Annotated in this window: 27 protein-coding genes and 4 tRNA genes; 20 read left to right on the top strand and 11 right to left on the bottom strand. The window is 65.1% G+C overall.

What is annotated here, in order from left to right; translation table 11 throughout:
• Positions 1-8 precede the first annotated feature (8 nt).
• A complete protein-coding gene (locus CH271_RS17515) occupies positions 9-659 on the top strand; it encodes a hypothetical protein (RefSeq protein ID WP_230596215.1) in 651 nt (216 codons plus the stop codon).
• Between the two features lie 10 nt (positions 660-669).
• Here the strand turns inward: CH271_RS17515 and pdxS are convergent, their stop codons facing one another.
• The 8 genes from pdxS to CH271_RS17475 form a co-directional block, all read right to left on the bottom strand.
• Positions 670-1611: a pyridoxal 5'-phosphate synthase lyase subunit PdxS gene (gene pdxS, locus CH271_RS17510; protein WP_082323586.1), complete on the bottom strand. Its 942-nt coding sequence runs from the start codon at positions 1609-1611 to the stop codon at positions 670-672.
• Positions 1612-1795: 184 nt separating this feature from the next.
• Positions 1796-2821, bottom strand: coding sequence for an NUDIX hydrolase (locus CH271_RS17505; protein ID WP_037189433.1), 1026 nt, complete (start codon positions 2819-2821; stop codon positions 1796-1798).
• Entirely contained in the window at positions 2821-3945 is a 1125-nt protein-coding gene (locus CH271_RS17500) for a glycosyltransferase family 4 protein (protein WP_094634337.1), read from the bottom strand. Before CH271_RS17500 ends, CH271_RS17505 begins: the two co-directional genes overlap by 1 nt.
• Positions 3942-4847 (bottom strand): phosphatidylinositol mannoside acyltransferase, encoded by a 906-nt coding sequence (locus CH271_RS17495; RefSeq protein ID WP_094634336.1) that lies wholly within the window; start codon positions 4845-4847, stop codon positions 3942-3944. Before CH271_RS17495 ends, CH271_RS17500 begins: the two co-directional genes overlap by 4 nt.
• Complete coding sequence (pgsA, locus tag CH271_RS17490; protein ID WP_037189436.1) at positions 4844-5527, bottom strand: phosphatidylinositol phosphate synthase; 684 nt, start codon at positions 5525-5527, stop codon at positions 4844-4846. The genes CH271_RS17495 and pgsA overlap by 4 nt, the downstream gene beginning before the upstream one ends.
• A 25-nt stretch (positions 5528-5552) precedes the next feature.
• Positions 5553-6095, bottom strand: coding sequence for an HIT family protein (locus tag CH271_RS17485; protein WP_037189437.1), 543 nt, complete (start codon positions 6093-6095; stop codon positions 5553-5555).
• Positions 6096-6097: 2 nt separating this feature from the next.
• A complete protein-coding gene (gene thrS / locus CH271_RS17480) occupies positions 6098-8158 on the bottom strand; it encodes a threonine--tRNA ligase (protein ID WP_094634335.1) in 2061 nt (686 codons plus the stop codon).
• A 102-nt stretch (positions 8159-8260) separates the two neighbouring features.
• On the bottom strand, positions 8261-8662 hold the full coding sequence (locus CH271_RS17475; protein WP_037190070.1) for a TIGR02611 family protein: 402 nt from the start codon (positions 8660-8662) through the stop codon (positions 8261-8263).
• A 311-nt stretch (positions 8663-8973) separates the two neighbouring features.
• Between CH271_RS17475 and CH271_RS17470 the strand changes: the two genes are divergently transcribed.
• From CH271_RS17470 to CH271_RS17430, 8 genes are all read left to right on the top strand, one after another.
• On the top strand, positions 8974-10098 hold the full coding sequence (locus tag CH271_RS17470) for a tyrosine-type recombinase/integrase (protein WP_094634334.1): 1125 nt from the start codon (positions 8974-8976) through the stop codon (positions 10096-10098).
• Between the two features lie 210 nt (positions 10099-10308).
• Entirely contained in the window at positions 10309-10521 is a 213-nt protein-coding gene (locus tag CH271_RS17465) for a helix-turn-helix domain-containing protein (protein ID WP_094634333.1), read from the top strand.
• A gap of 353 nt (positions 10522-10874) precedes the next feature.
• Positions 10875-12233 (top strand): AAA family ATPase, encoded by a 1359-nt coding sequence (locus CH271_RS17460; RefSeq protein WP_256986434.1) that lies wholly within the window; start codon positions 10875-10877, stop codon positions 12231-12233.
• A 393-nt stretch (positions 12234-12626) separates the two neighbouring features.
• Positions 12627-12830 carry a hypothetical protein gene (locus CH271_RS17455; RefSeq protein WP_143546067.1) on the top strand — a complete coding sequence of 68 codons (204 nt, stop codon included), beginning with the start codon at positions 12627-12629 and terminating at the stop codon, positions 12828-12830.
• Between the two features lie 46 nt (positions 12831-12876).
• Positions 12877-13347 carry a hypothetical protein gene (locus CH271_RS17450; RefSeq protein WP_094634331.1) on the top strand — a complete coding sequence of 157 codons (471 nt, stop codon included), beginning with the start codon at positions 12877-12879 and terminating at the stop codon, positions 13345-13347.
• A gap of 87 nt (positions 13348-13434) precedes the next feature.
• Positions 13435-13644, top strand: a complete 210-nt coding sequence (locus tag CH271_RS17445) for a hypothetical protein (RefSeq protein WP_094634330.1) — start codon at positions 13435-13437, stop codon at positions 13642-13644.
• Entirely contained in the window at positions 13641-14288 is a 648-nt protein-coding gene (locus CH271_RS17440; RefSeq protein WP_094634329.1) for a hypothetical protein, read from the top strand. The genes CH271_RS17445 and CH271_RS17440 overlap by 4 nt, the downstream gene beginning before the upstream one ends.
• A 445-nt stretch (positions 14289-14733) precedes the next feature.
• Positions 14734-15261: a M50 family metallopeptidase gene (locus CH271_RS17430; RefSeq protein ID WP_094634327.1), complete on the top strand. Its 528-nt coding sequence runs from the start codon at positions 14734-14736 to the stop codon at positions 15259-15261.
• A gap of 11 nt (positions 15262-15272) precedes the next feature.
• Here the strand turns inward: CH271_RS17430 and CH271_RS17425 are convergent, their stop codons facing one another.
• Positions 15273-16232 (bottom strand): hypothetical protein, encoded by a 960-nt coding sequence (locus CH271_RS17425; protein ID WP_143546065.1) that lies wholly within the window; start codon positions 16230-16232, stop codon positions 15273-15275.
• A gap of 104 nt (positions 16233-16336) precedes the next feature.
• Positions 16337-16408 (bottom strand) — tRNA-Val (locus CH271_RS17415).
• A 243-nt stretch (positions 16409-16651) separates the two neighbouring features.
• Here CH271_RS17415 and CH271_RS17410 point away from each other — a divergent pair.
• The 7 genes from CH271_RS17410 to CH271_RS17380 all read left to right on the top strand — a co-directional run bounded on the left by CH271_RS17410 (position 16652) and on the right by CH271_RS17380 (position 19027).
• A tRNA-Gly gene (locus CH271_RS17410) sits at positions 16652-16723 on the top strand.
• 17 nt (positions 16724-16740) lie between these two features.
• Positions 16741-16811 (top strand) — tRNA-Cys (locus CH271_RS17405).
• Positions 16812-16848: 37 nt separating this feature from the next.
• Positions 16849-16923: transfer RNA gene (locus tag CH271_RS17400), tRNA-Val, on the top strand.
• Positions 16924-17049: 126 nt separating this feature from the next.
• On the top strand, positions 17050-17334 hold the full coding sequence (locus CH271_RS17395; RefSeq protein ID WP_230596216.1) for a hypothetical protein: 285 nt from the start codon (positions 17050-17052) through the stop codon (positions 17332-17334).
• Positions 17327-18034 carry an alpha/beta hydrolase family protein gene (locus tag CH271_RS17390; protein WP_037189439.1) on the top strand — a complete coding sequence of 236 codons (708 nt, stop codon included), beginning with the start codon at positions 17327-17329 and terminating at the stop codon, positions 18032-18034. Before CH271_RS17395 ends, CH271_RS17390 begins: the two co-directional genes overlap by 8 nt.
• Before the next feature lie 16 nt (positions 18035-18050).
• Positions 18051-18503, top strand: coding sequence for a hypothetical protein (locus CH271_RS28465; RefSeq protein WP_143546064.1), 453 nt, complete (start codon positions 18051-18053; stop codon positions 18501-18503).
• Positions 18500-19027, top strand: coding sequence for a GNAT family N-acetyltransferase (locus CH271_RS17380; RefSeq protein WP_094634324.1), 528 nt, complete (start codon positions 18500-18502; stop codon positions 19025-19027). Before CH271_RS28465 ends, CH271_RS17380 begins: the two co-directional genes overlap by 4 nt.
• Positions 19028-19034: 7 nt before the next feature.
• Here the strand turns inward: CH271_RS17380 and zapE are convergent, their stop codons facing one another.
• A complete protein-coding gene (zapE, locus tag CH271_RS17375) occupies positions 19035-20048 on the bottom strand; it encodes a cell division protein ZapE (RefSeq protein WP_037189441.1) in 1014 nt (337 codons plus the stop codon).
• Between the two features lie 34 nt (positions 20049-20082).
• On the opposite strand from zapE, the gene CH271_RS17370 reads away from it, so the two are divergent.
• The 4 genes from CH271_RS17370 to msrB all read left to right on the top strand — a co-directional run bounded on the left by CH271_RS17370 (position 20083) and on the right by msrB (position 24238).
• On the top strand, positions 20083-20871 hold the full coding sequence (locus CH271_RS17370; RefSeq protein ID WP_094634323.1) for a pyrimidine reductase family protein: 789 nt from the start codon (positions 20083-20085) through the stop codon (positions 20869-20871).
• 46 nt (positions 20872-20917) lie between these two features.
• Positions 20918-22480, top strand: a complete 1563-nt coding sequence (locus CH271_RS17365; protein ID WP_094634322.1) for an alpha/beta fold hydrolase — start codon at positions 20918-20920, stop codon at positions 22478-22480.
• Positions 22481-22543: 63 nt separating this feature from the next.
• Positions 22544-23782, top strand: a complete 1239-nt coding sequence (locus CH271_RS17360) for a glycosyltransferase family 87 protein (protein ID WP_037189446.1) — start codon at positions 22544-22546, stop codon at positions 23780-23782.
• A gap of 27 nt (positions 23783-23809) precedes the next feature.
• The gene (msrB, locus tag CH271_RS17355; RefSeq protein ID WP_037189448.1) at positions 23810-24238 is read left to right on the top strand and encodes a peptide-methionine (R)-S-oxide reductase MsrB; all 429 of its coding nucleotides are present in this window, start codon (positions 23810-23812) and stop codon (positions 24236-24238) included.
• Positions 24239-24250 lie beyond the last annotated feature (12 nt).

The raw sequence follows: 24250 nt of genomic DNA, 5'->3' as shown, positions 1-24250 counted from the left end.
GGCTAACAATGGACGGACCAGGCAAGATGGTCGGTGTGGGTCAACCGGTGCCGATATTTCCCGATCTTCTGGTGGAGTCGATCGTCGATTCGTGCCAGGACGGGGCGCGCTCGATCATCGTGATCGACGGCGCGGATGCCGCGCGGCCGGTCGACTTCGCCTCGCGCACAGCCGAACACGCCCGCTCACGGGGCCGTCCGGCTGCCGTCGTCGACCTGCACGACTACGTCCGACCTGCATCGATTCGATTCGAGTACTCGCGCACCGACGAATTGAGCTATCGCACACTGTGGTTCGACTACGACGCCCTCGTTCGAGAAGTCATCGTCCCACTGCGGCCCGGTGGCGGAGGTCACTTTCTACCGCGACTGTGGGATGAGGCCGCCGACCGTTCGGCTCGGGCCCGCAGCGCCTCGGCGGCAGCGAATCAGATCGTCCTGATCGCGGGACCCATGCTGCTCGGACGGGGATTGAACGCCGACCTGTCGGTGCATCTACGCCTGTCCGCGAGCGCTTTACGCCGCAGAACCAGCGCCGCCGATCAGTGGACGTGCGCCCCACTGATCGACTACTACGACAGCCTGGACCCCTCGGCCGAGCGGCCGGATTTTCTGGTCCGATGGGACCATCCGGACCGCCCGGCACTCGAACGCAACTGACGTAAAACTGTCACCAGCCACGTTCGGCGAGACGGTGTCCGACGGGGAGATCGTCGACGTTGATTCCGACCATGGCCTCGCCGAGACCGCGCGAGACCTTGGCGAGCACGTCGGGGTCGTCGAAGAACGTCGTGGCCTTGACGATCGCCTCGGCGCGCTCCTTGGGGTTGCCGGACTTGAAGATTCCCGATCCGACGAACACGCCCTCGGCACCGAGCTGCATCATCATCGCTGCGTCTGCGGGAGTCGCGATGCCGCCGGCGGTGAACAGTGTGACGGGCAGTTTGCCGGCCCGGGCGACCTCGACGACGAGGTCGTACGGAGCCTGCAGTTCTTTCGCCGCCACGTACAGCTCGTCCTCGGGAAGCGAGGTGAGACGACGGATCTCGTCGCGAATCTTGCGCATGTGCGTCGTCGCGTTCGAGACGTCGCCGGTTCCGGCCTCGCCCTTGGAGCGAATCATGGCCGCGCCCTCGGTGATTCGACGCAGTGCCTCACCCAGGTTGGTGGCACCACAGACGAAAGGAACGGTGAAGTTCCACTTGTCGATGTGGTTGGCGTAATCGGCCGGGGTGAGCACCTCGGACTCGTCGATGTAGTCGACGCCGAGGCTCTGCAGGATCTGCGCTTCGACGAAGTGGCCGATGCGGGCCTTCGCCATCACCGGGATGCTGACCGAGGAGATGATGCTGTCGATCATGTCGGGATCGCTCATGCGCGACACCCCACCCTGAGCGCGAATATCGGCGGGGACGCGCTCGAGTGCCATGACGGCCACTGCTCCGGCGTCTTCGGCGATCTTGGCCTGATCGGCGGTGACCACGTCCATGATGACGCCACCCTTGAGCATCTCGGCCATGCCCCGCTTGACGCGCGCGGTGCCGATTCCGTTCTCGCTCGACCCGCCTTCGGCCGATCCAGCGGGTGTAGTGGATGCGTGTGGGGTACTCAAGCCAACTCCTGTGTTCTGGGCACCGTTCGTGGTGCTCCGGATTGATACGTGCGACCACGTCCGGCCGCGCACGAGCGGACGATTGCGCGCGGCGCGAAGTCGCGCCCAGAACTGTAGGCCTCGACGCGGCGGTTTCCCATAACCACTTGACGATTGCTGGACTGCTCGAAAAGGGTCCAGATTGCTAGCGGATAGCGCGCACGTCCGGGTCGCCGCGTCGAGCGAGAGCCACGTTGACCTCGTCGAGCAGTTCGGCCAGATCCTGGGGATAGACGTTCTCGCCGACGGCGCTCAGCGCACGGATGTCGGCCTCGGTGCACCACTGGTGGCCGGTCACGGTGCGGCGCTCGAAGTCGGTGAAGCCGGCGCTCTGCGGCTCGAACTCCTGCGTTCGATGCGCGAAGAACAGTTCCTCGGAGCGAATCAGGGTTCCGTTGAACGGGAACGTCGCAACCCGGCGCCACAGCGGACCGCGCAGATCGGCCGCGGCGACGGTCAGGCCGGTCTCTTCGTGTACCTCACGCACCGCAGCCTCGCGGAGCGACTCGCCCTTCTCCACTGCCCCACCGATGGTGAACCAGAAGAAAGTGTCGGGAACCGTCGGATCGTGTCCGCGCAGCAGCAGGACGCGGCCACGCTCGTCGAGCAGCACCACCCGCGCGGACGTTCTCGGAGTGGCGCGGTTCTCGCTGCCGAACGCCGCGGCAGCAGACCGCTCGGCGATCTCGAAATACGACGGCAGGGCCGCGGTTCCGCCGAGGTGCAACCAGCGGACCGGGCGTCTGACGCGCAGCGCCAGGGTGTCGCGAACGGCATCGTTGTGAAAACGCCGTGCGATCAGCACGCGGGCCTCGGCGTCGGCGAGTTCGGCCACCAGTTGCGGGGGCAACGCGTTCGGTTCGACGACGGCCAGAGCCATAGACACCGCGTTCTCGGCCTCTTCGCGCTGCGACCGGTCTACGCGCTCGGCCCGATCGGCCAGTGCGGCAAGTTCTCTGCTCGACGGGGCCGAGTCTCGGGTGGCAGCGGACACCGCTCGCGCGACGACGGCACGGCGGGCGAGCGCTGCGTCGAGAGCCTGCCAGGCGAGGTCGGTGCGCACGTGGAGGCGGTCGAGTCGGTTCGCCGTTCCGTACGCCCACAGGCCGACGACGAGGATCAGTACCGCGACCAGCCCGAGTACCAGGATCGTAAGCGCCGAGAGGGTCATCAGTTCGCCGCCCGCACTTTCTGGCCCCCGAGGGTGACGGTTTCGTAGACGCGCAGGATTTGCTCGGCAACGACGGGCCAGTCGTAGGTGGCCACGGCCACCGAGGCGGCGTCGACCAGGCGCGCACGAACGGAGTCGTCGGAGAGGATCGAGGTCACTGCGGCGGCAACGGCATCGGAATCGTCGATCGGGACCAGCAGCCCGCAGGTGCCGTCCCGCAGAACTCGACGGAATGCGTCGAGTTCGCTCGCCACCACCGGAGTTCCGGCGGCCATGGCCTCGACGAGGACGATGCCGAAGCTCTCACCGCCGAGGTTGGGTGCACAGTAGACGTCGGCGCTGCGCATCGCGGATGCCTTGGTCGCGTCGTCCACCTGCCCCAGGAACGTCAGGTGCGACGCGAGTGCGCCTGCGTCCTTGCGTAGCTTGTCCTCGTCGCCGCGCCCGACGATGAGGATCTCGATGTCGGGATGGGATTCGACGAGCGTGGGAAGGGCACCGAGCAGGACGGCCATTCCCTTGCGCGGTTCGTCGAAACGGCCGAGGAAGAGCACCGTGCGACCGGCGCGTGGATAGCCTTCCAGCACAGGGGCATCGGCGAACGCGGGCACGTCGACTCCGTTGGGGATCTCGACGGCGTCGGAGCCGAGGGCCTCGACCTGCCAGCGTCGGGCGAGTTCGGACACGGCGATTCGGCCGCTGATCTTCTCGTGGTACGGACGGAGCACACCCTGAAAGGTGCTGAGCACCAAGGACTTCGTCGTCGAGGTGTGGAAGGTTGCCACGATCGGGCCGTCGGCGGCCTTGAGCGCCAACATCGACAGGCTCGGCGCGTTCGGTTCGTGGATGTGCAGCACGTCGAAATCGTTGTCGGAGATCCACTTACGGATTCGAGAATAAGTGACCGGTCCGAATCGCAGGCGCGCGACGGATCCGTTGTACGGAATGGCGAGTGCCTCGCCCGCCGACACCACGAAGTCCGGCAACTCGACGTCCTCCGACGCCGGAGCCAGCACGCTGACGCGATGTCCGCGTTCGATGAATACCTCGGCCAACTGCTGAACGTGCGCCTGCACTCCACCGGGAACGTCGAACGAGTACGGGCACACCATGCCGATCTTCACGCGCCCTCGATTCGGGCGCGTCGCTCGGCCGACCAGTCGCTCATCCACAGGGGTTGCAGCATGTGCCAGTCCGCCGGATGGGCTCGGATTCCGGCAGCGAAATGGTCGGCCAACGTCTGGGTGGCGGGCCCGACTCCGGCCGAGACGTCCACGGCGGGCGAGATGTCGAAGCCCCAGCCGTCGCCGTCGAAATAGCCGTGCACCGGCAGCAAAGCCGCTCCGGTGTCGATCGCGAGTTTCGCGGCGCCCGCGGGCATCCGGGTCGGTTCGCCGAAGAAGGTGACCGGTACTCCGTGCTTGGCGAGGTCTCGCTCGCCGAGCAGGCAGACGACCTTGTTCTGGCGCAGCCTTTCGGACAGCGCGAGAAGAGGCGGCTGCTCACCGCCGCTGAGTGGAAAGATCTCGAAGCCCAGGCTCTCCCGATAGGCGACGAATCGCTGGTACAGGGACTCCGGCTTCAGCCGTTCGGCAACGGTCGAGAGCCCACCGTGCGTGCGCACCAGCCACATTCCGGCCATGTCCCAGTTGCCGCTGTGCGGCAGCGCCAGCACCACTCCCTTACCGGCTGCGAGCGCACCCTCGAGATGTTCCTTGCCGTTCACGCACCGATCGATGACGGCGGCCTGCGCAGCCAGATCCATCGACGGCAACCGAAACGCCTCACGCCAGTACCGGGCGTAGGAGCGAACACTGTCGCGTATCAGCTCGTCGGGCACCTCGGCTGGAGTGGTCCCGAGGACACGAGCGAGATTGCGGCGCAATTGGTCCGGTCCACCGTTTCGGGTGGACGCAAAATCCGCGCCTCGATCGAAGAGACTTCTCGCCACACCCTCGGGCAGCGATCGGACAAGTCGCCACCCGGCTGCGTACCCGAGGTCGCTGGCTCTTTCCGAGACGTTCACGACGCGGCCACGTCGCCGTCGTCGGATGCCGGTGCCACCGGAGGCACGATGATGTCGCGAGCACCCTCGGATCCACGGACTGCCAGAACGCGCTGGAACACGGTCACGATGCTCAGGGCGGCGAGAATCCACATCGCCGGGTAGATCACGCTGTCCAGCCACGGGATGTCGAAATGCCGTCCGACGCCGGTGAATCCGGCACCGACGAGAACGATGACCAAGCGATCCGGGCGTTCTATCCAACCCCCGTCGGCCGAGAGTCCGCTGGCCTCGGCGCGCGCCTTGGCGTAGGAGATCACCTGGGAGGTGACCAGGCAGATCAGGGTGGCAACGAGCAGTAGCTTGTCCTGCTCGGAGTACACCGCCCACCAGGCCAGGCCGCCGAAGATCGCACCGTCGGCCACTCGATCGCACGTCGCATCGAGGACGGCACCGTACTTCGTGCCACCGCCCCGAGCCCGCGCCATGGCACCGTCGAGCATGTCGAACAACACGAACAGGGTGATGACGACCGAACCCCACCACAGGTAGCCGGCGGGGTACATCGTGACCGCGGCCGTGATGGTGACGACGGTGCCGATGATCGTCACGGAGTTGGGGGTCAGCCCGGTGCTGTTGAGGGCACGCCCGAGCGGGGCGGTCACCTTCGAGACCGGCGCACGGCCGAAAATGCTCAGCACGGCGCGTGCTCCTCTCGCCTGTGGTTCATTCGTTCCAGGCCGACGCGAGCAGGGCCCGAGTGTCGCGGAGCAACTGCGGCATGACTTTTGCGCCGCTGATCACGGTGATGAAGTTCGCGTCGCCGCCCCACCGGGGCACGATGTGCTGATGCAGGTGCTCGGCCAACGACCCGCCCGCGGCTGCGCCGAGGTTGAGTCCCACGTTGAAACCGTGCGGACGTGACACCCGCTTGATGACGCGAATCATCTGCTGCGTGAATGCCATCAACTCGGCGCTCTCTGCGGGCGTGAGGTCTTCCAGTGCTGCGACGCGGCGATACGGCACGATCATCGCGTGGCCGGGGTTGTAGGGGTACAGGTTGAGGACCGCGTACACCGACTCGCCTCGTGCGACGACGAGACCGTCCTCGTCGCTCATCTTCGGAATGTCGGTGAAGGGCTCGTTCGACTTCGCCGACCCCTGGGGAGCCTCGGCGATGTAGGACATCCGGTGCGGTGTCCACAGTCGCTGCAGCCGATCGGGCTCACCGGCTCCGGTGACGACGATCGACTCGTCCTGTTCCGACATGATCAGCTCACTCCTGCGGGTTCGGTCTGCACGAGCTCGGCGGTCGGTGATGCGTTGTTGCGCTGGGAGATCCAGTCGGTGACGAGAGTGATGGCCTGTGCCACGGGGACGCCGTTGACCTGAGTGCCGTCCCGGAATCGGAAGCTCACGGCACCGGCTTCGACGTCCCGTTCGCCGGCGAGCAGCATGAAGGGGACCTTCTGGGCGGTCTGGTTGAAGATCTTCTTCTGCATCCGGTCGTCACTGGCATCGACCTCGGCGCGCACTCCGCGCTTCTTGAGCTCGTTCACCACCGCGAACAAGTGGTCCTGGTAGACCTCGGCAACCGGGATTCCGACGACCTGGACCGGTGCGAGCCAGGCCGGGAAGGCACCCGCGTAATGCTCGGTGAGCACTCCGAAGAAGCGCTCGATGGAACCGAACAGCGCGCGGTGAATCATCACCGGGCGTTCCTTGGTTCCGCCCGAGCCGGTGTATTCGAGCTCGAAGCGTTCGGGCAGGTTGAAGTCGAGCTGAATGGTCGACATCTGCCAGGTGCGCCCCAGAGCATCCTTGGCCTGCACCGAGATCTTCGGTCCGTAGAACGCGGCACCACCCGGATCGGGCACCAGGTTCAGGCCCGACGCCGCCGCTACCTCGGCGAGGGTGTTGGTCGCTTCTTCCCAGACCTCGTCGCTGCCGACCGACTTCTCCGGGTTGCGAGTGGAGAGTTCGAGGTAGAAATCGTCGAGGCCGTAGTCCTTGAGCAGCCCGAGAACGAATTCGAGGGTGCTGGTGAGCTCGCCGCGCATCTGCTCACGGGTGCAGAAGATGTGCGCGTCGTCCTGGGTCATGCCGCGCACGCGGGTCAGACCGTGGATAACGCCGGACTTCTCGTAGCGGTAGACCGAGCCGAACTCGAACAGGCGCAACGGCAATTCGCGGTACGAGCGGCCGCGGGAACGGAAGATCAGGTTGTGCATCGGGCAGTTCATCGGCTTGAGGTAGTAATCCTGGCCGGGCTTGCGCACGTCGCCGTTCTCGTCGACTTCGGCGTCCAGGTGCATCGCCGGGAACATGCCGTCCCGGTACCAGTCGAGGTGACCGGAGACCTCGTAGAGATGGCCCTTGGTGATGTGCGGGGTGTTGACGAACTCGTAGCCCTCTTCGATGTGCCGCTGGCGCGAGTAGTTCTCCAGCTCGTTGCGGATCACGCCACCCTTGGGATGGAACACCGGAAGACCGGAGCCCAGTTCGTCGGGGAAGCTGAACAGGTCCAGCTCGGATCCGAGCTTGCGGTGATCGCGACGTTCCGCCTCCGCCAGCAGTTCGAGATGAGCGTCGAGTGCTTCGGCGGACTCCCACGCAGTTCCGTAGATGCGCTGCAGTCCGGCGTTGGCCTGATTGCCACGCCAGTACGCAGCCGAACTGCGGGTGAGCTTGAACGCGGGCACGTATTTGGTGGTGGGGATGTGCGGTCCGCGGCACAGATCGCCCCAGATGCGCTCGCCGGTCCGGGGATTGAGGTTGTCGTAGGCGGTCAGCTCTCCCCCACCGACCTCCATGACCTCGGGATCGTCGATGCCGGACTTGTCGTCGATCAGTTCGAGCTTGTACGGCTCATTCGCCAACTCCTCGCGGGCCTGCTCCACCGACTCGTACACCCGACGCGAGAAACGCTGTCCGGCTTTGACGATCTGCTTCATCTTCTTCTCGAGTGCCGTCAGATCCTCGGGAGTGAATGGCTGCTTCACGTCGAAGTCGTAGTAGAAGCCGTCCTTGATGAACGGTCCGATGCCCAGCTTGGCGTCGGGGAAGAGCTCTTGAACGGCCTGCGCAAGCACGTGCGCAGCCGAGTGCCTGATGACGCTTCGTCCGTCCTCGGTGTTCGCCGGAACGGGCTCGGCCTCGGTGTCGTCCTCCGGTGCCCAGGACAGGTCACGGAGCTTGCCGTCGGGATCGCGCACGACGACGATCGCGTCGGGTCCCTTGTTCGGCAGGCCGGTGTCGCGGAGCGCCGTACCTGCCGTGGTTCCGGCCGGCACCATGATGCGGGCGGGCGAAACAGCGGCGACAACGGGCATGCTCACAGCGATGTACTCCTCGATCGGTTCTTCTGGCCAGGAAGGCCTCCGACAGCCTATCGGCAACAGTCCACTCGATTGGCCTCAGCGCGACGAGTGACGTCAGATCGGGCTTTCGAGCCACGTCCAGTCGAGCCCGATCCAGCCCCCGACCAACGCGAACGTGCCCAGCAACCACAGCGTTGCCAGCACGACGACGGTGGTGAACAGCACGCCGAGACCCTTCACGAACATGGACTGCTTCGAGAACCACGCCATGAAGGCGTCGTATCTCTTGCGGACGAACCGCAGCGCACTCTTGGCCCACGCGAATTCCGAGGCCAGGATGCCCAGTCCTGCGAACACGATCAGCCAGCCGGGCCCCGGGTACGGAATGGCGAGTACGCCCAGCACCAACACGACTGTTCCGACCACGCCGACCGTTATTCGGTACGCGAGATCGAGGGACTTGTTCTCGGCGATGCGCGCCCGGAAACGCCGGTGCTTCACCTTGGCTGTGTCCATCGGACCCTGGTCGGCGACGGCCCGGGGCTTCGACTGTTCGGTGCTCACCGGCTCAGGTTACCGGCCTCGAACGAAAGAAGGCCCGCACCGACTGGCGGTGCGGGCCTTCTTTTCTGTGGTCCCGGCTGGGATCGAACCAGTCGTGCAGCTGATCTGGCACGACCCGTACGCTGGCGATATTCCGACAACACTGCACGTAGATGCGGGTATTAACCTATTCAATCACTAGGCGTTGATGGGGTTGGGTGGGGTACTATTTTGCACGGAACTTGCACGAATCCATCCACGGTCGACCGATAGGACCCCAGGTCATGGCACGTAAGCCGAAAAGGACCCGCCGCGCGTTCGGCCAGCTCAGGCAGCTACCGTCCGGCCGCTGGCAAGCCGGGTACACCGGTCCCGACGGACTCACCACGCATCGAGCACCTACGACGTTCGATGCGAAGGACTACGCCGAGGGTTGGCTTGCCACCGAGCGGAAGAAGATCGAGCTGGGCACGTGGACGCCGCCGCGGGAGGCCGCGAAGCAGAAAGCGGTGAGAGCTGCGACATTCGCGGACTACGCCGCATCCTGGCTGGAGCACCGCTCGATCCGACCCCGGACACGGGAGAACTACCGCTACCTGCTCGACAGCTTGATCCTGCCCGTCCTGGGCGGGCTCGTGCTGACCGAGATCACGACCGCCGACGTCCGGGCATGGCACCACGGCCTCGGCACACAGTTCGCCACTCGGAATGCACGGGCCTACGGCGTCGTCACAGCGGTGTTCAACAGTGCCGTGGACGACGAGCTGCTCGACCGCTCCCCTGCTCGTATCAAGGGCGCGGGTCAGGTGAAGCACCGCCGAGAGATCGACGTGCTGACTCCAGCGGAACTGGTCCGGCTGGCCGACGCAATGCCCGACGAGCTAAAGCTGAGCGTCCTGCTTTCGGCGTGGTGCGGGCTGCGCCGTGGTGAGACGTTCGAGCTGCGCCGCAAGGATCTGCTGGCCAACAATGCGGTCCTGAGCATCACGCGCGGCGTCACCTACCGCGACCGCGAGTTCGTCGTCGGACCACCGAAAACGAAAGAGTCGATCCGCAAGGTGACGATCCCGCCGCACCTGCGACCCGAGATCGAGCGCCACCTGACCGAGCACGTCGGACCCGGCCGTGACGATCTCCTGTTTCCTGATCCGACAGGTGGCCACATGCGCGAGTGGACCTACCGCCGACAGTTCGACGCCGCCAAGGCGAAGCTGGGCCGCGACGATCTGCACGTGCACGACCTCCGCCACTTCGGTGGCGTGATGGCCGCGCACACGGGAGCGACCACGAAGGAAGTCATGGACCGACTCGGGCACGTCACATCGTCGGCCGCGATGCGATACCAGCACACCGCCTCGGGCCGCGCTGAGCTGGTCGCTGACAAACTATCGGCGCTGGCTGCGCAGTAACCGGTCACCTCACGAGGGCCGTCCTGGGATCACCGGGACGGCCCTTTTTCATGCGTTCGATATGCGTTCATTGAGCCTGCGGAGGGTAGCCGAAAGTACCCGCTATCGCGTGTAATCTGTTGTGTTGCAATGGATTAGCACGTGGACAAGCGCTCGATGCTGGTCTAGCGTTCCACACACCAACCCATCAAAATGGAAAGGGACGCACCAATGCCGACCCGAACGAACACCGCCGACAAACCACTGCTGAGTGTTGCCGATGCCGCTGAACGCCTCGGGGTATCCACCGACATGATCCGAGCGCGTATCGCTGACGGGCAGCTCCCGGCCTACCGGCTGGGCGCGACGACCCGCTCGGCTATTCGCATCAAGGTTGCCGACGTCGATGCGCTACTGCGACCAATCGCCGCGGGCGGGGCCTGATCCGGCGTAATCACCAGCGCTCGAACAAGTTTCACTGACTTAACACAACCATCCACGGCGACCACTCCGACAATCGAGAGCAGGAAGCCAATGCACGCCCCAGAAACGCGGAAACCCTGGTCGCGACAAGACGACCAGGGCAACGGCAACTTCCACGTAGCCATCCGAACCGAGACCATCGTATCGCGGTGGACCCGTTGAGCACCACGGTGACAGACCCGTTCGCTGCCAGCAATGTGCGAGCGACCGAGAAGCACAGGCGCGAAGAGGATAAACGGCTGCAACGCCTGGCTTCCGTTGTTCACGGACTCGACGCCCGGCGCGCAGTCAGTGCGCATCGTGAGTCACTTGGAGTGCCCGACCCAGTGGTGATCTCCGACGCCCGCCTGGAGTCGGTCCTGGGTTCCGAGGGATACACCGCGTATGTCGCCTACTGCACGGTGAACGGTCTGGCCTTGGCCGAAACTTTCGGGGAAGCCGAGGCGATGCCAGTCACGGCACTGAGCACAGCTGCGCCGGGTTTCACCCCGACCGTGGGCGATGTCGCAGCGTTCTGCACGGACCACGGCCTGACCGATCCGCACATAGCTGTCTCGGTGGCGAACTCAGCCAAGCGACGGAGCAAACAGCGTGTGGTAGAAGAACGACCACGCCTGTGGGCCGCTGCCGACCTGCACCCGTCGCAGCAACGCGAGTGGTTGGCAACCGGGTTCGTCCCCAAAGCTGCGGTGACGTTGCTCGTCGGCGACGAGGGCGTCGGGAAGTCGTTGCTCTGGGTCTGGCTTGCCCGACACGTCACCACCGGCAAGCCAGCACCCGAGTACGGGATTCCGGCCCGTGATCCTGCCGACGTCATCGTCGTCGCCACCGAGGACGGGTGGAGCGACACCGTGCGGCCCCGGCTCGAAGTGGCAGGCGTCGACCTCGATCACGTTCACGTCATCGCCACCGAGGCGGACGGCAGCGGGTCACCGACCTTCCCGGACCACATGGACCTACTGGAAAACGCGGCCGTCACGCCCGCACTGATCGTGGTCGACGCCTGGCTCGACACCGTGCCCGCGGGCCTGTCAGTCCGTGATCCGCAGCAAGCACGGCAAGCCCTCCACCCGTGGAAGGAACTGGCGACGACCAAGGGTGCAGCTGTGTTGCTGCTGACCCACACCAATCGAGTCGCCACAGCCAACGCACGCGACAAGTACGGAGCCACAGCGGAACTCCGTAAGAAAGCCCGCATGACCCTGTTCGCCCAAGCCGACCCGGAGAACGCCGAGTGCATGATCGTTGGCCCGGAGAAGTCGAACATCGCCCGGACACGAGAGGCGTCACGGTTCCGCATCACGGCGGTGCAGCACTTCCCACCGACCGACGAGGACGACGGAATGGTGCCGCTGCTCGCCTACGCCGGGTCGGCGGGGAAGTCGTCGCGGGAGCTGATAGCCGAGACATTCCACGGCGACGGTGACGACTCCTCGGCCACCACCGAGGCCGTCGCATGGCTGACGGACTACCTCAGCACCGGCAGCGTGCCGAGCAAGACGGCGAAGGATGACGCGGCGAAAAAGGCGGGCATCACCGAACGCACGTTGGTTCGAGCGTCGAAAGTCATCGGCGTGGTGTCGACCTCCGAGGGGTTTCCTCGGACGACATCGTGGGCTCTGCCGGGTACGCAGCTCGACCCTCTCGGTGACCCATCGATGGCTGCGAAGTGAGCACCGCACAGTCGGGCCGTCGACCCGTGTCTCAAAACGTGGCCTCACTGGGCGTCACTGGCGCTACTGGGCTTGACCAGCGGGAATGCCGTGTCTGTTCCTGGCTTCACTGCTACGCAGAGTCACGCCTTGGCGTCACTGTTGGCGTGACTGTTGGCTCAACTGAAACACAGCCCTCTGACCTGCATAAACGGAAGTCGATGTTTCTCGAAGCGCTCCAGTGGAGCCAAGCTGCGCGATACGGGGTAGCTGTGGCCCCACTGTGTCGAGCCGAAACCGAGGGGGCTGCGTCATGACGTGACCCTCTGGCCGCTGCCTGCTGACGCCTCAGGCAGGCAGCGGTGCCTGCCCATCGAATCCACGAACAACATCCGAATGAATCGAGGCACCACCATGACCGCACCGACCACTCACCACGACGCCGATCAGATCGAGTTCTGCAAGAGCTGCGCCAAGGCTGCGCGGATCCGCTCAGACGCCCGCTGGAGCGTCGGACCGACCTATCGGTGCCCGACATGCGACGTCCGCTTCACGTGGCACTACCGGCCCGATCCGGCCGACGACGCGGTGCTCACAAGCATCTGCACGACCCTCTGATCCCGTCAACACAACGACCCGCAACACCACCGAGAAGGAGAACATCATGGGAACACCAGGACCGGCCGCGAAGGCAACACCCGAGGAACGCCTGCGAGCACAGAAATGCCTGGACCGTCGAATCGCCGGGGAGAGCTGGCAGGCCATCGCGGACGCCGAGGGCTACAGCGACCGTTCGGGGCCGTTCCGAGCGGTGGAGAGCTTGCTGAGCCGCGTCGAACACGCATCGGTCGATCAGTACCGGGTGATCGAGCTTGCGCGCCTGGACGAGCTACAGGCCGGACTCTGGAAAGCCGCCATTGGCGGTGACGTCAAAGCAGTGAACGCTGTGCTGGGGGTCGTTGACCGCCGAGTGAAACTGCTGGGCCTCAACATGCCCGATCGGCTTGTGGTCGCACAACACACGGTCTCCAGCGAGGAGTTCGCGGTGGAGGCGGCGAAGCTGATGACCGAGATCGGTCTCGCGCGGGCTGATCACGCGGACGGCCGGGACTACGCGGCCGACCCTTGGGTCTGATCGAATCCCTTTGAGGTGCAACGTCGTTACGGCGTCACGACGCTACGTCGTAACGGCGTTGCACCCTGACTTTGTAGCGTTCGCAGCATGAACCCATCACGAACAGCCGCCAGTTGGTCCGGCACCTTGGCCGGACTGAAAGGCCGCGGTGTCTCCGACAGCGACCCGCGGGTCGTCGAGGCACGCAGAGAACTGGCCCTTCACCGGTTACGGCGGGCCGTCGACGCTGAGCGCGATGTGCTCGACGCCGATGCCATTCGTGCAGCAGTGCTCGACACCGAGGAGGTGCCCGCGTGAAATTCACACGCCGTCGGAGCTATTCGTTCGACCCGCTGCCGAAGGTCGACCAGGACGAGCAACGTCGTCGTCGTCGCGCCTGGCTCCCGAACGTCCTCGGTGCCGAGTTCGACCTGACCGCCGAGGTCGAGGCCATCACTGCGCCGCTCGCCGCCCGTGTTGCCGCCGACCCGGTGCCGAGGGTGCTCGCAGGGAATGTCGCGGACCTGGCTGACGCGGTGGCCGCGTGCCTGAACGAACTCAACACCCTGGTCGGAGCTGACGGCGACGGTGCCCGTATCCGACACCTGAGCAGCGAGGAGGACCGCCAGCGCGCCCTCCAACTACTCCGGTCCCGCCGAGCTGCAACAGCGCCCCAGTTCGACGCTGCCGCTCTCGGAGCGGGCACCTGGGCCGTGGCCCTGGTCGAGATGACAGGGCGATCGTCGGAGCCGCTGTCCCGATTCCTCGGACGGTCCCGACCGGACTCGATCCCGACGGCGACCGAGGTTGTCGAGGCAAGTTTGCGCGGAATCGACCGGGCCGCGCTCTCGTTGGACCGGCGTCTCGACCGCCGCGCCGCCGACCGCGAACAGTTCGCATCCACCCGTACCCCGGCCCCGACCGTCGAGGCCGAACTCGAATCACTGGGAGTCACGCTGTGAAGAACGCGAACGGCAGTCTCGGAAACTACACGCGCGCAAAGCAATCAGATGTGCAGCTCGGTCTCAAGGCTCGAAGGCCGCGCCCGAAGACCGATCTCGGTGGGGATTACGTACGCCCGGTGCAAAGCGGACGGCAGACCTGGTCCCCGAACCTCGTGGGCTCCGACGAGCCGACGCCGTGATCGTGCAGTGCGGCCTGTGTCCGATGACGACGAGCAATCCTGACGCCGTGGAGCCCTGGAAGTGCCCGGCCTGCACGGGCGTCACCGGACGCCTGGCGAAGCGCCGTCGGGCCTCGATGCGCCGCAGGCGAAAACTGCAATGCGAGAGCAGCGCGACACCGGGTCTCGCTGCCCACTGAGGCGTCGGGACCGGTGGCCTGGCTGTGGGCCGCACCGGTCCCGACGTTTTCGTTCCCACCACCGCCTATCGAAGGACAGCACACGTGAAGCTCAGTGAACTATCGCCCGCCGAACACCGCCGTATCGAGGTCGCGGTGCACGAGGCCGGACACGCCGTCCAGGCAGTGCTCGCTGGGGGTCGGATCGTCGAGGTCACGCTCAACGACGGCGACCTCGAAACGCCAGGCCATTGCGCGCATACCGGAGTGCCGGAAGGCCGCGAGCGAGAAGTCTCGTATGCCGGGCCGTGGGCCGAATCGCGGTGGCGACATGGGGAAAGACCACGGCTCCAGCACGTCCTGGCGTTGCTGGCGTCGAACGCTTCGGATTGCGACGACGTTGTTAGGAGCGACCGAGGTCTGCCGCGTGAGATCGAGCAGCAGCTCGAAACCTGCTGGTCTGCGATCACGAAGCTGGCGGGCGCGTTGTTCGTGGACGGGCGATTGGACGACGAGACCGTTCGCGCCGCGCTCGGAATGGACGGCGACGAGCGCCACGATCGGATGGTCCGCGCGGCGATCCGATGCGGTGATGCGCCGGAATCGTTCACCGTGCACCTGCCCTACGACTGACTAGCTCAGCCTCACCGCCGATACTTGCCCACAGGCGGTAGTGGCGTCCAGTCGGATTCACCCAGGACGACCGTTCCACTGGGTTCGACTGAATTCGTTCTCCACCCAGCGGTTCCGTTCGCAAATCGCGCCGAGTGCGCTCGTGCCCTGTTGCGACGGATCGAACCAGGCACTGGCATACCGTCATCGCCCCAATCCGGCGTTGCCATTTCCTCGGCTAACCAGAGGGCGAACTCGTTGCTCTTGGCGTGATACTCGTCAACATCTGCGCGGACGGAATCCTTCACCTGATCCCAGAACCACCCGTAGAACGTCCTGGCTCGTGATTGGTACTTCTCTATCAGGGGTAGGAACTCGACGCCGTCGACCTGAGTCGCGAGGAAGCGCTTCGCCGGGCCTCCCCACTTCGCGAACTTGTCCAGCTCGGCGCGTTGCAGTTCGACGTTGTTCGACCACACGGGCGGCTTCGGTGGTTCGTGAGTGAGTGTCGTCCCGATCGACATGACGGGCACCGCGTAGTGCACGGTGAAGTTACGGAGGTCGAACAAAAACTTGATGTCGTCGTCACCGAATAGTTCGGTGACCTTCGGCTCGTAGTTTTCGACCTCCCACACTGTTCGGGAATCGTTCTTGTCACGACGCAACGACTCAGCGATTCGAGTGGGCCAGAGCTTCCGGTGAGTGGTGCGCTGGACATCTCGCAACGTCGTAACCGATGCGAGGTAGTTGTGGAATAGGCGCACTGCCTCGTGCTCGAACTCCTCGGGCAGATCTCGCACGTGCTGGAGTGTGCCGACGAACTTGGAGATGTGACGCAGGAGTTCCTCGCCGTTGGCACCGAACAGCCGCGATGTCCGGTTCAGACCCTCGAACCGTTCGTGGTGGTACTTGCCGGGCAGGGAATCGAGCTGCGCTATTCGGCGCTCACGCTCAACGGCCCACGCGAATTTGCGTGATCGGCCAGTAGTCACAGGCCCGCCCACTTCCGCTAGAACGGAGGGGCCTAGTTGCACGTTATTTGCACGAGAATAAGCAAACAACGTGCAATCAGGCCTCTGACCTGCGCTAACCTCTGTGGTCCCGGCTGGGATCGAACCAGCGACCTTCCGCGTGTGAAGCGGACGCTCTCCCACTGAGCCACGGGACCGAACGAGGCAAAACATTAACACGAGGTGCCGCGGCGAACCGAATCGCCTGTCCGATCGCCGAACACGTCGACGGACTGCCTCCGCAGGGCTGCTCTCGCCTCTGCTTTCACACCTTTCACACGCGCCGATCTACCGAATTCGATGCCTGACCACGAGATTTGTGAGTTTCACTCCCGTTGGGTTAATGTTTTCCCCGCACCACGGAGACAACAACTGCCCAGCAGTGAGCGCCTCCGGGGTATGCGGATGTGGCGCAGTGGTAGCGCATCACCTTGCCAAGGTGAGGGTCGCGGGTTCGAATCCCGTCATCCGCTCGAGGGTCTCGACCCATGGTGGAGTGGCCGAGTGGTGAGGCAACGGCCTGCAAAGCCGTGCACACGGGTTCGATTCCCGTCTCCACCTCGCTAGTGCATCGGTTGCAAGATCGATGCGAGGACACGCGCGATTAGCTCAGCGGGAGAGCGCTTCCCTGACACGGAAGAGGTCACTGGTTCAATCCCAGTATCGCGCACCACAGCAAGACAATGAAGACCCCCTTTCGAGGGGGTCTTTTTTGTGCCTCACGAATCAATTGTGGTGATTCACGCCATAGAAGTGCACAGTAGAGATGACGCACACACTTCGATGGAAGGACACTCACGTGTCGGACGATGCTCAGAGCGAACCCACAGTCGACGACGCCACCCTGGAGGAAGCGAAGAAGTCCGTCGAGGGCCTCGACGACCGGTATCGCCCCGGTGCCCGGCCCACCGTGGCCCTTCCGGGAACCAACGGCACCGTCGCCGGGACCGCCTTCGCCGACATGGTCGACGACAACGGTGAGATGGTGGACGCCGATGACCAGGACTCCACCGACTCCGACAGCCCTACTGACACGGATCACGCCGACACCCAGGAAAAGGTAACGTCCTCGAACGATGCCTGAACTCGATGGTCCCGACGCCCCCGCCGACATCGATCTCGGCGGGGGCGTCGCCTTTCTGCACACCCCCTCGATGCCGTCACGGGGCGGCCTCGCTCTCACGCACGGTGCGGGCGGCAACTGCGAGTCGCTTCTGCTGCAGCGCATGGCGTCGGTATGGACAGCAGCCGGCTTCACGGTGCTGCGTTTCGACCTTCCTTTCCGAGTACGCAAGCCCAAGGGGCCGCCGCACCCGTCCCGGTCGGCCGAGGACCGGCTGGGCATCGCCGCTGCCGTCGACCGACTTCGCGCCGAGACCGGCGGATTCATCGCATTCGGTGGGCATTCCTACGGTGGCAGACAAGGGTCGATGATCGCGGCCGAGCAACCAGGTCTCGTCGACGGACTCGTTCTGACCTCCTATCCCCTGCACCCGCCGGGCAAGCCGGAGAAAGCTCGTACCCAGCACCTGCCCGAACTGCGAACACCGACGGTGATGGTGCACGGCACGAAGGATCCGTTCGGCACCACTGCCGAATCGATCGCTGCGCTCGCGCTCGTCCCGGCCCCCACACTGCTTGTCGACATCGAGGGTGCAGGCCACGACCTTGCTCCGATCAAGTACGACGCAGCCACGAAGACCCTTGCCGGTGCCTCCTCGTTGTTCGGTGGCCCGACGTCCGATTCGTCGGTTGTCGTCCCGCTCTTCGACCCGTCGCGCTGAAGTGGTCTACTAAGGCATGCCGACCTGGGGATGGTTCATCGTGGCGTTGGTCCTCGTCGACGCCGCAGTGCTGGCAGCGTGGCTGCTGGCCCGCAAGAAGCCCGGCACGTCCCCGGCGGGCTCGCACACCATCGGGCTCGTCGGTCTCGACGAGGGTGCCCGCGCAGATATTCATCGGCTGCTTACCGCGAACAAGAAGATCCAGGCCATCAAGGTCTTTCGTCAACGAACAGGTGCCGGTCTCCTCGACGCGAAGAACGCGATCGAAAGCGTCCAACGCGGCGAGCCCTTTCCGTCCTCGGCCACCATCGTCGACGCCGCTCACTCCAGTCCGACACCCTGGGACGATCTGATCCCGCGATTGCAGTCACTGAAGTCGGAGGGCAAAGCGATCTCGGCGATCAAGCTCCTTCGTGACCGAACCGGTCTGTCGTTGAGCGATGCCAAGAACGCGGTGGATCTGCTGTGACCGTGCGCGTGGCAGCACTCGCCGATGCACATCGCGTCGCCGAGGTGGCCGCGTCGACTTTTCCGCTCGCCTGCCCGCCGGGAACCCGGCCCGAGGACATCGAGCAGTTCATCTCCACCGTGTTGTCGGCCGAGCACTTCGAGAACTACATCGCCGACGCGACCAGGACGGTCCTCGTCGACGAAACCGTCGATGCCGACGTCGTTGGCTACGCGATGCTCGTGTCGGGAACTCCTGCGGACCCGGACATTCGCGCGACCCTCTCGCACCATCCGACCACGGAGATCAGCAAACTCTATGTGCGGCCGACCCAGCACGGCAGCGGAGCAGCAGGGCGATTGATGACGTCATCGCTCGTCCATGCACGTGACTCCGGTTGTGCGACAGCATGGTTGGGCGTCAATCAGCAGAACGTGCGGGCCCAGAAGTTCTACGCCAAACACGGCTTCGAGATCGTGGGCACCAAGACGTTCGTCGTCGGGGTCCAGACGCACGACGACTACGTCATGCAGGTGCGGCTGTGACGACAGCTCAGCCGACTGCAGCGAAACGGGACAACGCGAGCAGACGCGAGGTGGCGCGCAGGTACTTCTTGCGGTAGCCGCCGGCCAACATCTCCTCGGTGAAGATCTCGTCGAGCTTGCCGCCCGAGGCCGTCACCGGGATGCCCGCGTCGTACAGGCGGTCGGCGAGAACGACCAGGCGCAGGGCGATGGCCTGATCCGATGCCGGGTGCACGTTCTTGAGGAACACCGCAGGAATGCCGTCGAGCAACTTGCCGTAGCGCGAGGGGTGCAGAGTGCTCAGATGCGCCAGCAGCTCGTCGAAATCGTCCAAGGTTGCGCCCTCGACAGTATCGGCGCGGTCGATCAGCTCGGACTCGGACGTGGGCTCGGGAGCCGGGGGCAGATCGCGGTGGCGGTAGTCGGGGCCGTCGACCCGGATGGACTCGAAGATCGAACCGAGCTTCTTGATCTCCCGCATGAAGTCCTCGGCAGCGAAGCGACCCTCACCGAGCTGCCCGGGCAAGGTGTTCGAGGTCGCGACGATGGACACTCCGCGCTGCGAGAGCTCGGAGAGCAACCGCGAGACCAACATCGTGTCGCCGGGATCGTCCAGCTCGAACTCGTCGATGCACAACACGCTGTGGTTCGAGAGTTCTTCGAGTGCCTTGTTGAAGCCGAGGGCACCGACCACGTGGGTGAGCTCGACGAACGTGCCGAACGCCTTGGGTTCGGGAACGCTGTGGTAGATCGAGGCGAGCAAGTGGGTCTTGCCGACGCCGAAGCCACCGTCGAGGTACAGGCCTGCGCCGATGGCCGGGGTCTTCTTGCCGAAGAGGCCGCGCTTGCCCTTGCCGCGGATCTTCTGCACCTTGTTCGCGAACTCCTCGGCCTTCGCGACCGCAGCAGCCTGCGTCGGCTCCTTGGGGTCGGGAATGTACGAGGCAAAACTGACGTCGTCGAACATCGCCGGCGGGACCATCTGCGCGATCAGCTGATCGGAGGGGACCACGGGATTTCGGTCGACAAGGCGTGCGGGCATTTGTCGAGCGTAACGACGTGGTCTGATCTCTCTCATGCAGCTTCTCCATATTGGGACCTACTTCACATCGGAGCAGGCAACCGAGTCCGTGCTCACCGTCGGATCGACACTCGACGACGATGCCGTCCGCGCCCTGCACGCGTACCCGGCCGACCTCGACCGACCGTGGATCCGCACGAACTTCGTCGCCAGCATCGACGGATCGGTCACCGCGAACGGCAAGTCGGCGGGCCTGGGAACCCCCGCGGATGCCCGACTGTTCGGCATTCTCCGAGAAATGTGCGACGCCGTCCTGGTCGGGGCAGGTACCGCGCGCGCCGAGAACTACGGCGGCGTCTCGCTGTCCGCCGAAGCAAAGGCACGGCGGGTGGCGGGCGGACTGGCACCGGTTCCGACGATCGTGGTGGTCACCGCCTCCGGGTCGATCGACGCAGATTCTCGATTGATCACCGACACCGAGGTGCAGCCGGTGGTGCTGACCTCGGCCGCGGCGGACGGCTCGAAAGTGGCCGCGCTCCGTTCGGCGGGTGCGACGGTGATCGAGGTGTCCGGCGAATCGGTGTCGACCGGCGACATCGTTGCGACGCTCACCGACCTCGGGTTCCGCCGCATCCTGTGCGAGGGCGGACCGGGACTGTTCGGGCAACTGGTCTCCGACGGAGCGGCGGACGATCTGTGTCTGACGATCTCGCCGATGCTCGTCGCCGGAGAAGCGGGCCGTATCGCGCACGCAGGCGACGCGTCCGACACGCCGATGCACCGGGCACACGTTCTGGGTGATGAGGACGGAACGCTGCTCACGCGCTGGGTGCGTCGGCCATGAGCAGCGCGCCGTCCGGCATCGATCGAAAAGTCGATAGCCTCGCACGGTGACGCAGAAACGAACGTTGCTCGCCGCGGTCCTCGTCCTCGCCACGATGTGCGCTGCCTGTGGCGCCGGCCCGTCGATCCGACCCGACGTCGCGGTCGAACAACGCTCCCCCGGTCAGCCGGCCGAGCCCTCGTCGGACGCGCCACCGGAACCGGTCGCACTCGCCGTGCCGACCACCGATCTCGCCTGGGCCGACTGCACCGCAGCCACACTCGGCACGTTCGGACTGACCTCCACCACTCCCGGCCTGATACTCGAATGCGCAGAGTACGAAGCCGATGTGGATGCCAGCGGGCAGATGTTCGGCACCTTCGCCGTCGGCGCACTGCGAGCCCGACTCGACAGAACACCCGCCGATGCGGGACCGCTGGTGTTCACGTCCGGTTCGGATCGGTCCTCGATCGGCACGTTGGCCACGATGGCCGCAGGCCCGCTGGCGACGCTGCTCGAGGCGCATCCCATCGTCGCGGTGGATCGACGCGGCATCGGCCGATCCACCGCCGTCGTCTGCATCGACGCGACGACCAAAACGGACGTCGACGCGCTGGGGCAGTTCACCAGATCCGATGCCGACGCAGTCGACCGCGCTGTCGACGCCGGTCGTGACGCCACGATCGAGTGCACCGACACGTTGCAACCGCAGGAGCTCGCGTTCGGAACCACCTACGCCGCCGACGATCTGGAGCGCCTACGACAACTCTGGGGTGTGGAACAGATAGGCCTGATCGGCTCGGGCAACGGCGCGCTCACCGCATTGGCCTACGCGGCGAAGTTTCCGGCCAACATCTCGCGCCTGATCCTCGATTCGCCGACCGGTGTCGGCACCGATCAGATCACGTTGGCCGAGCAGCGGACGCAGGGCAAGGAAGCAGCCTTCAGAGCGTTCGCGCAGCGATGCGTCGCGCTGAACTGCTCCCTCGGTAGCGATCCGACGGCCGCCGTCGACCAGCTGCTCCGACGCGCCGCCGGTGGCGAATTCTCACCGCTGTCCACCCACGAGATTCTCGACGGGATCACCTTCGCCCTGGCATCGACAGCGGGCGACGCGTCGTCTCGGGCCACGGGGCTCTCCACAGCCCTGTCCTCGGCTGCCGATTCCGACACCACCGCGCTGGCGGCGCTCGCCGAACGCGGCCGAAACGCCTACAGCACCGACGGTCAGTTCGTGTCTCGGTGCACGGACGGGCAGCAGTGGCCGTCGCCGCAGGGCGTTCGTGACCTGTCGTCGCAGTGGAACGACCGCTACCCGATCTACGGTACCGACGCCGCTCTGACGGCGCTGCTGTGCTCGTCGTGGCCGACGGCCCCGTCCACACCGCTGCCCACTTCCCTGGAGGTTCCGGTGTTGGTCCTGTCCAATGCAGGCGACCCGATCGTGGGCAACGGCGGTTTGTCCTCGGTCACGGGGTTGGTCGGGGCGACCGGTGCAGGCGTCGCGTCGGCCGCGTGGCAGGGCAGCGGGCATCCGAGCCTCGGCGGATCGCAGTGTCTACAGAGCGCTGCGGTGAACTACGCACGCGACACCGCACTTCCGACCGACGGCACCGTCTGCCCCGCCTGAGTCGGGCGCCCATCGCGGGGTGTCCTTCGCCGGTGCGGTCCCCGCCTCGGGTACCGTTCCCGGGTGTCACTTAGCTTTCTGGAGCCGCGGTCAGGGCGGACGACCGCCGAGGTAATCAAGTACGCCCTGTGGCCGATCGCCATCATGACCGTCATCCAGCGGGTGGTGATCAAGGCGGTCAACGGAGACATCACCAACGATTTCAACCCGGTGTACAGCGCCGCCCTGGCATTCCTCAACCGCCAGCCGGTGTACACGGCGAATTTCGACTCGGTCGATCCGCACTACCTGTATCAGCCGAGCGCGACGATGCTGCTCTCCCCCATTGCCGTCATCGATCCCGAGCGATCCCGCTGGCTGTTCATCATCGCCAGCACGATCGCGATATTGCTGGCGCTGTACATCCTGTTGCGCATCTTCGGATTCCGCCTCGATTCGGTTGCAGCCCCCGCACTCCTGCTGGCCGCCTTCGTCAGCGAAACGGTGACCAACACCTTGGTGTTCACCAACTTCAACGGCTTCGTGCTTCTCGGAGAGGTCGCCTTCCTCGGATTCCTCCTCCAGCGCAAGGACCTGTCGGCCGGCGTTGCCATGGGTCTGACTCTGGCGATCAAGCCCATGCTTGCGCCGCTGCTGCTGCTTCCCCTGATGACGCGTCAGTGGAAGGTGTTCATCACCTCGATCGCGATCCCCGTGGTCATGATGGCCATCGCCTGGCCGCTGTCGGTAGACCCGATGAACTTCATCGACAGGACGCTGCCGTATCTGCTGCAGACTCGCGACTACTTCAACAGTGCTGTCGTGGGTAACGGGCGCTACTACGGTGTTCCCGAACTGCTCACTCTCGGCATCCGCGCGGTCCTGGGAATCATGGTTCTGATCTCGCTGTGGCTGCTCTACCGGTACTGCCGCGAGGACCGACTGTTCTTCTTCGCGACCACCTCGGGCTTGATCCTCACCGCGCATTGGCTGTTGGGCTCGCTCGGCCAGATGTACTACTCGATGATGCTGTTCCCGCTGCTCATGACCGTCGTGTTGAAGAATTCGCTGCTGCGAAACTGGCCTGCCTGGCTCGCGATCTACGGGTTCATGAACTACGACCGATGGCTCTCGGGGCGATGGATCGAAACCGGGCGCGCGCTGGACTATCTCCGCACCACTTTCGGCTGGGCCCTGCTGATCGTCGTCATCTTCGGCGTGCTCGTAGGACGCTGGTTCGCCGCCCGAAGCGAAGGGCGACTCGACGACGGAATCGAACCGAGCTACCTGTTGCCGAGCGCTCCACCAGCGAAAACGGCATAGCCCGACAAATCGTATTAGCGTGTAAGCATGAGTTCAGCTACCGACAAAAACTCCGCCCCGGCCGTCCAGCTCACCGACGCGCAGTGGCGCGAGAAGCTGACCCCCGAGGAATACGCGGTGCTCCGCCAGGCAGGCACCGAACGTCCCGGCGTAGGCGAATACACCGATACCACCACCGAAGGCATCTACGAATGCCGCGCCTGCGGAGCCGAACTGTTCCGCAGCACCGAGAAGTTCGAATCGCACTGCGGCTGGCCGTCCTTCTTCGACCCGGCCGACAGCGACGCCGTCATCCTGAAGGAAGACACCACACTGGGAATGCGCCGCGTCGAGGTCGTCTGCCGCACCTGCCACAGCCACCTCGGGCACGTCTTCGAGGGCGAGGGCTACCCCACCCCGACCGATCAGCGGTACTGCATCAACTCGATCTCGTTGACACTCAAGCCTGCATCCTGATCGACCAGGAAA

The sequence above is a fragment of the Rhodococcus sp. 05-340-2 genome (genome assembly GCF_002258915.1).
In the GTDB taxonomy this organism is placed as follows: Bacteria; Actinomycetota; Actinomycetes; order Mycobacteriales; family Mycobacteriaceae; genus Rhodococcoides.
The sequence above is the reverse complement of the archived record's forward strand: the minus strand, read 5'-3'. Positions and strand labels throughout refer to the sequence as shown.

Bases quoted from the DNA above. Each gene is read 5' to 3' on its own strand.
- CH271_RS17515 (WP_230596215.1), top strand. From the start codon at position 9: ATGGACGGACCAGGCAAGATGGTCGGTGTGGGTCAACCGGTGCCGATA.
- CH271_RS17485 (WP_037189437.1), bottom strand. From the start codon at position 6,095: ATGTCGGAACAGGACGAGTCGATCGTCGTCACCGGAGCCGGTGAGCCC.
- CH271_RS17475 (WP_037190070.1), bottom strand. From the start codon at position 8,662: ATGGACACAGCCAAGGTGAAGCACCGGCGTTTCCGGGCGCGCATCGCC.
- CH271_RS17455 (WP_143546067.1), top strand. From the start codon at position 12,627: ATGACCGCACCGACCACTCACCACGACGCCGATCAGATCGAGTTCTGC.
- CH271_RS17445 (WP_094634330.1), top strand. From the start codon at position 13,435: ATGAACCCATCACGAACAGCCGCCAGTTGGTCCGGCACCTTGGCCGGA.
- CH271_RS17505 (WP_037189433.1), bottom strand. From the start codon at position 2,821: ATGACCCTCTCGGCGCTTACGATCCTGGTACTCGGGCTGGTCGCGGTA.
- zapE (WP_037189441.1), bottom strand. From the start codon at position 20,048: ATGCCCGCACGCCTTGTCGACCGAAATCCCGTGGTCCCCTCCGATCAG.
- CH271_RS17470 (WP_094634334.1), top strand. From the start codon at position 8,974: ATGGCACGTAAGCCGAAAAGGACCCGCCGCGCGTTCGGCCAGCTCAGG.
- CH271_RS17390 (WP_037189439.1), top strand. From the start codon at position 17,327: ATGCCTGAACTCGATGGTCCCGACGCCCCCGCCGACATCGATCTCGGC.
- CH271_RS17370 (WP_094634323.1), top strand. From the start codon at position 20,083: ATGCAGCTTCTCCATATTGGGACCTACTTCACATCGGAGCAGGCAACC.
- CH271_RS17465 (WP_094634333.1), top strand. From the start codon at position 10,309: ATGCCGACCCGAACGAACACCGCCGACAAACCACTGCTGAGTGTTGCC.
- thrS (WP_094634335.1), bottom strand. From the start codon at position 8,158: ATGCCCGTTGTCGCCGCTGTTTCGCCCGCCCGCATCATGGTGCCGGCC.
- CH271_RS28465 (WP_143546064.1), top strand. From the start codon at position 18,051: ATGCCGACCTGGGGATGGTTCATCGTGGCGTTGGTCCTCGTCGACGCC.
- CH271_RS17450 (WP_094634331.1), top strand. From the start codon at position 12,877: ATGGGAACACCAGGACCGGCCGCGAAGGCAACACCCGAGGAACGCCTG.
- msrB (WP_037189448.1), top strand. From the start codon at position 23,810: ATGAGTTCAGCTACCGACAAAAACTCCGCCCCGGCCGTCCAGCTCACC.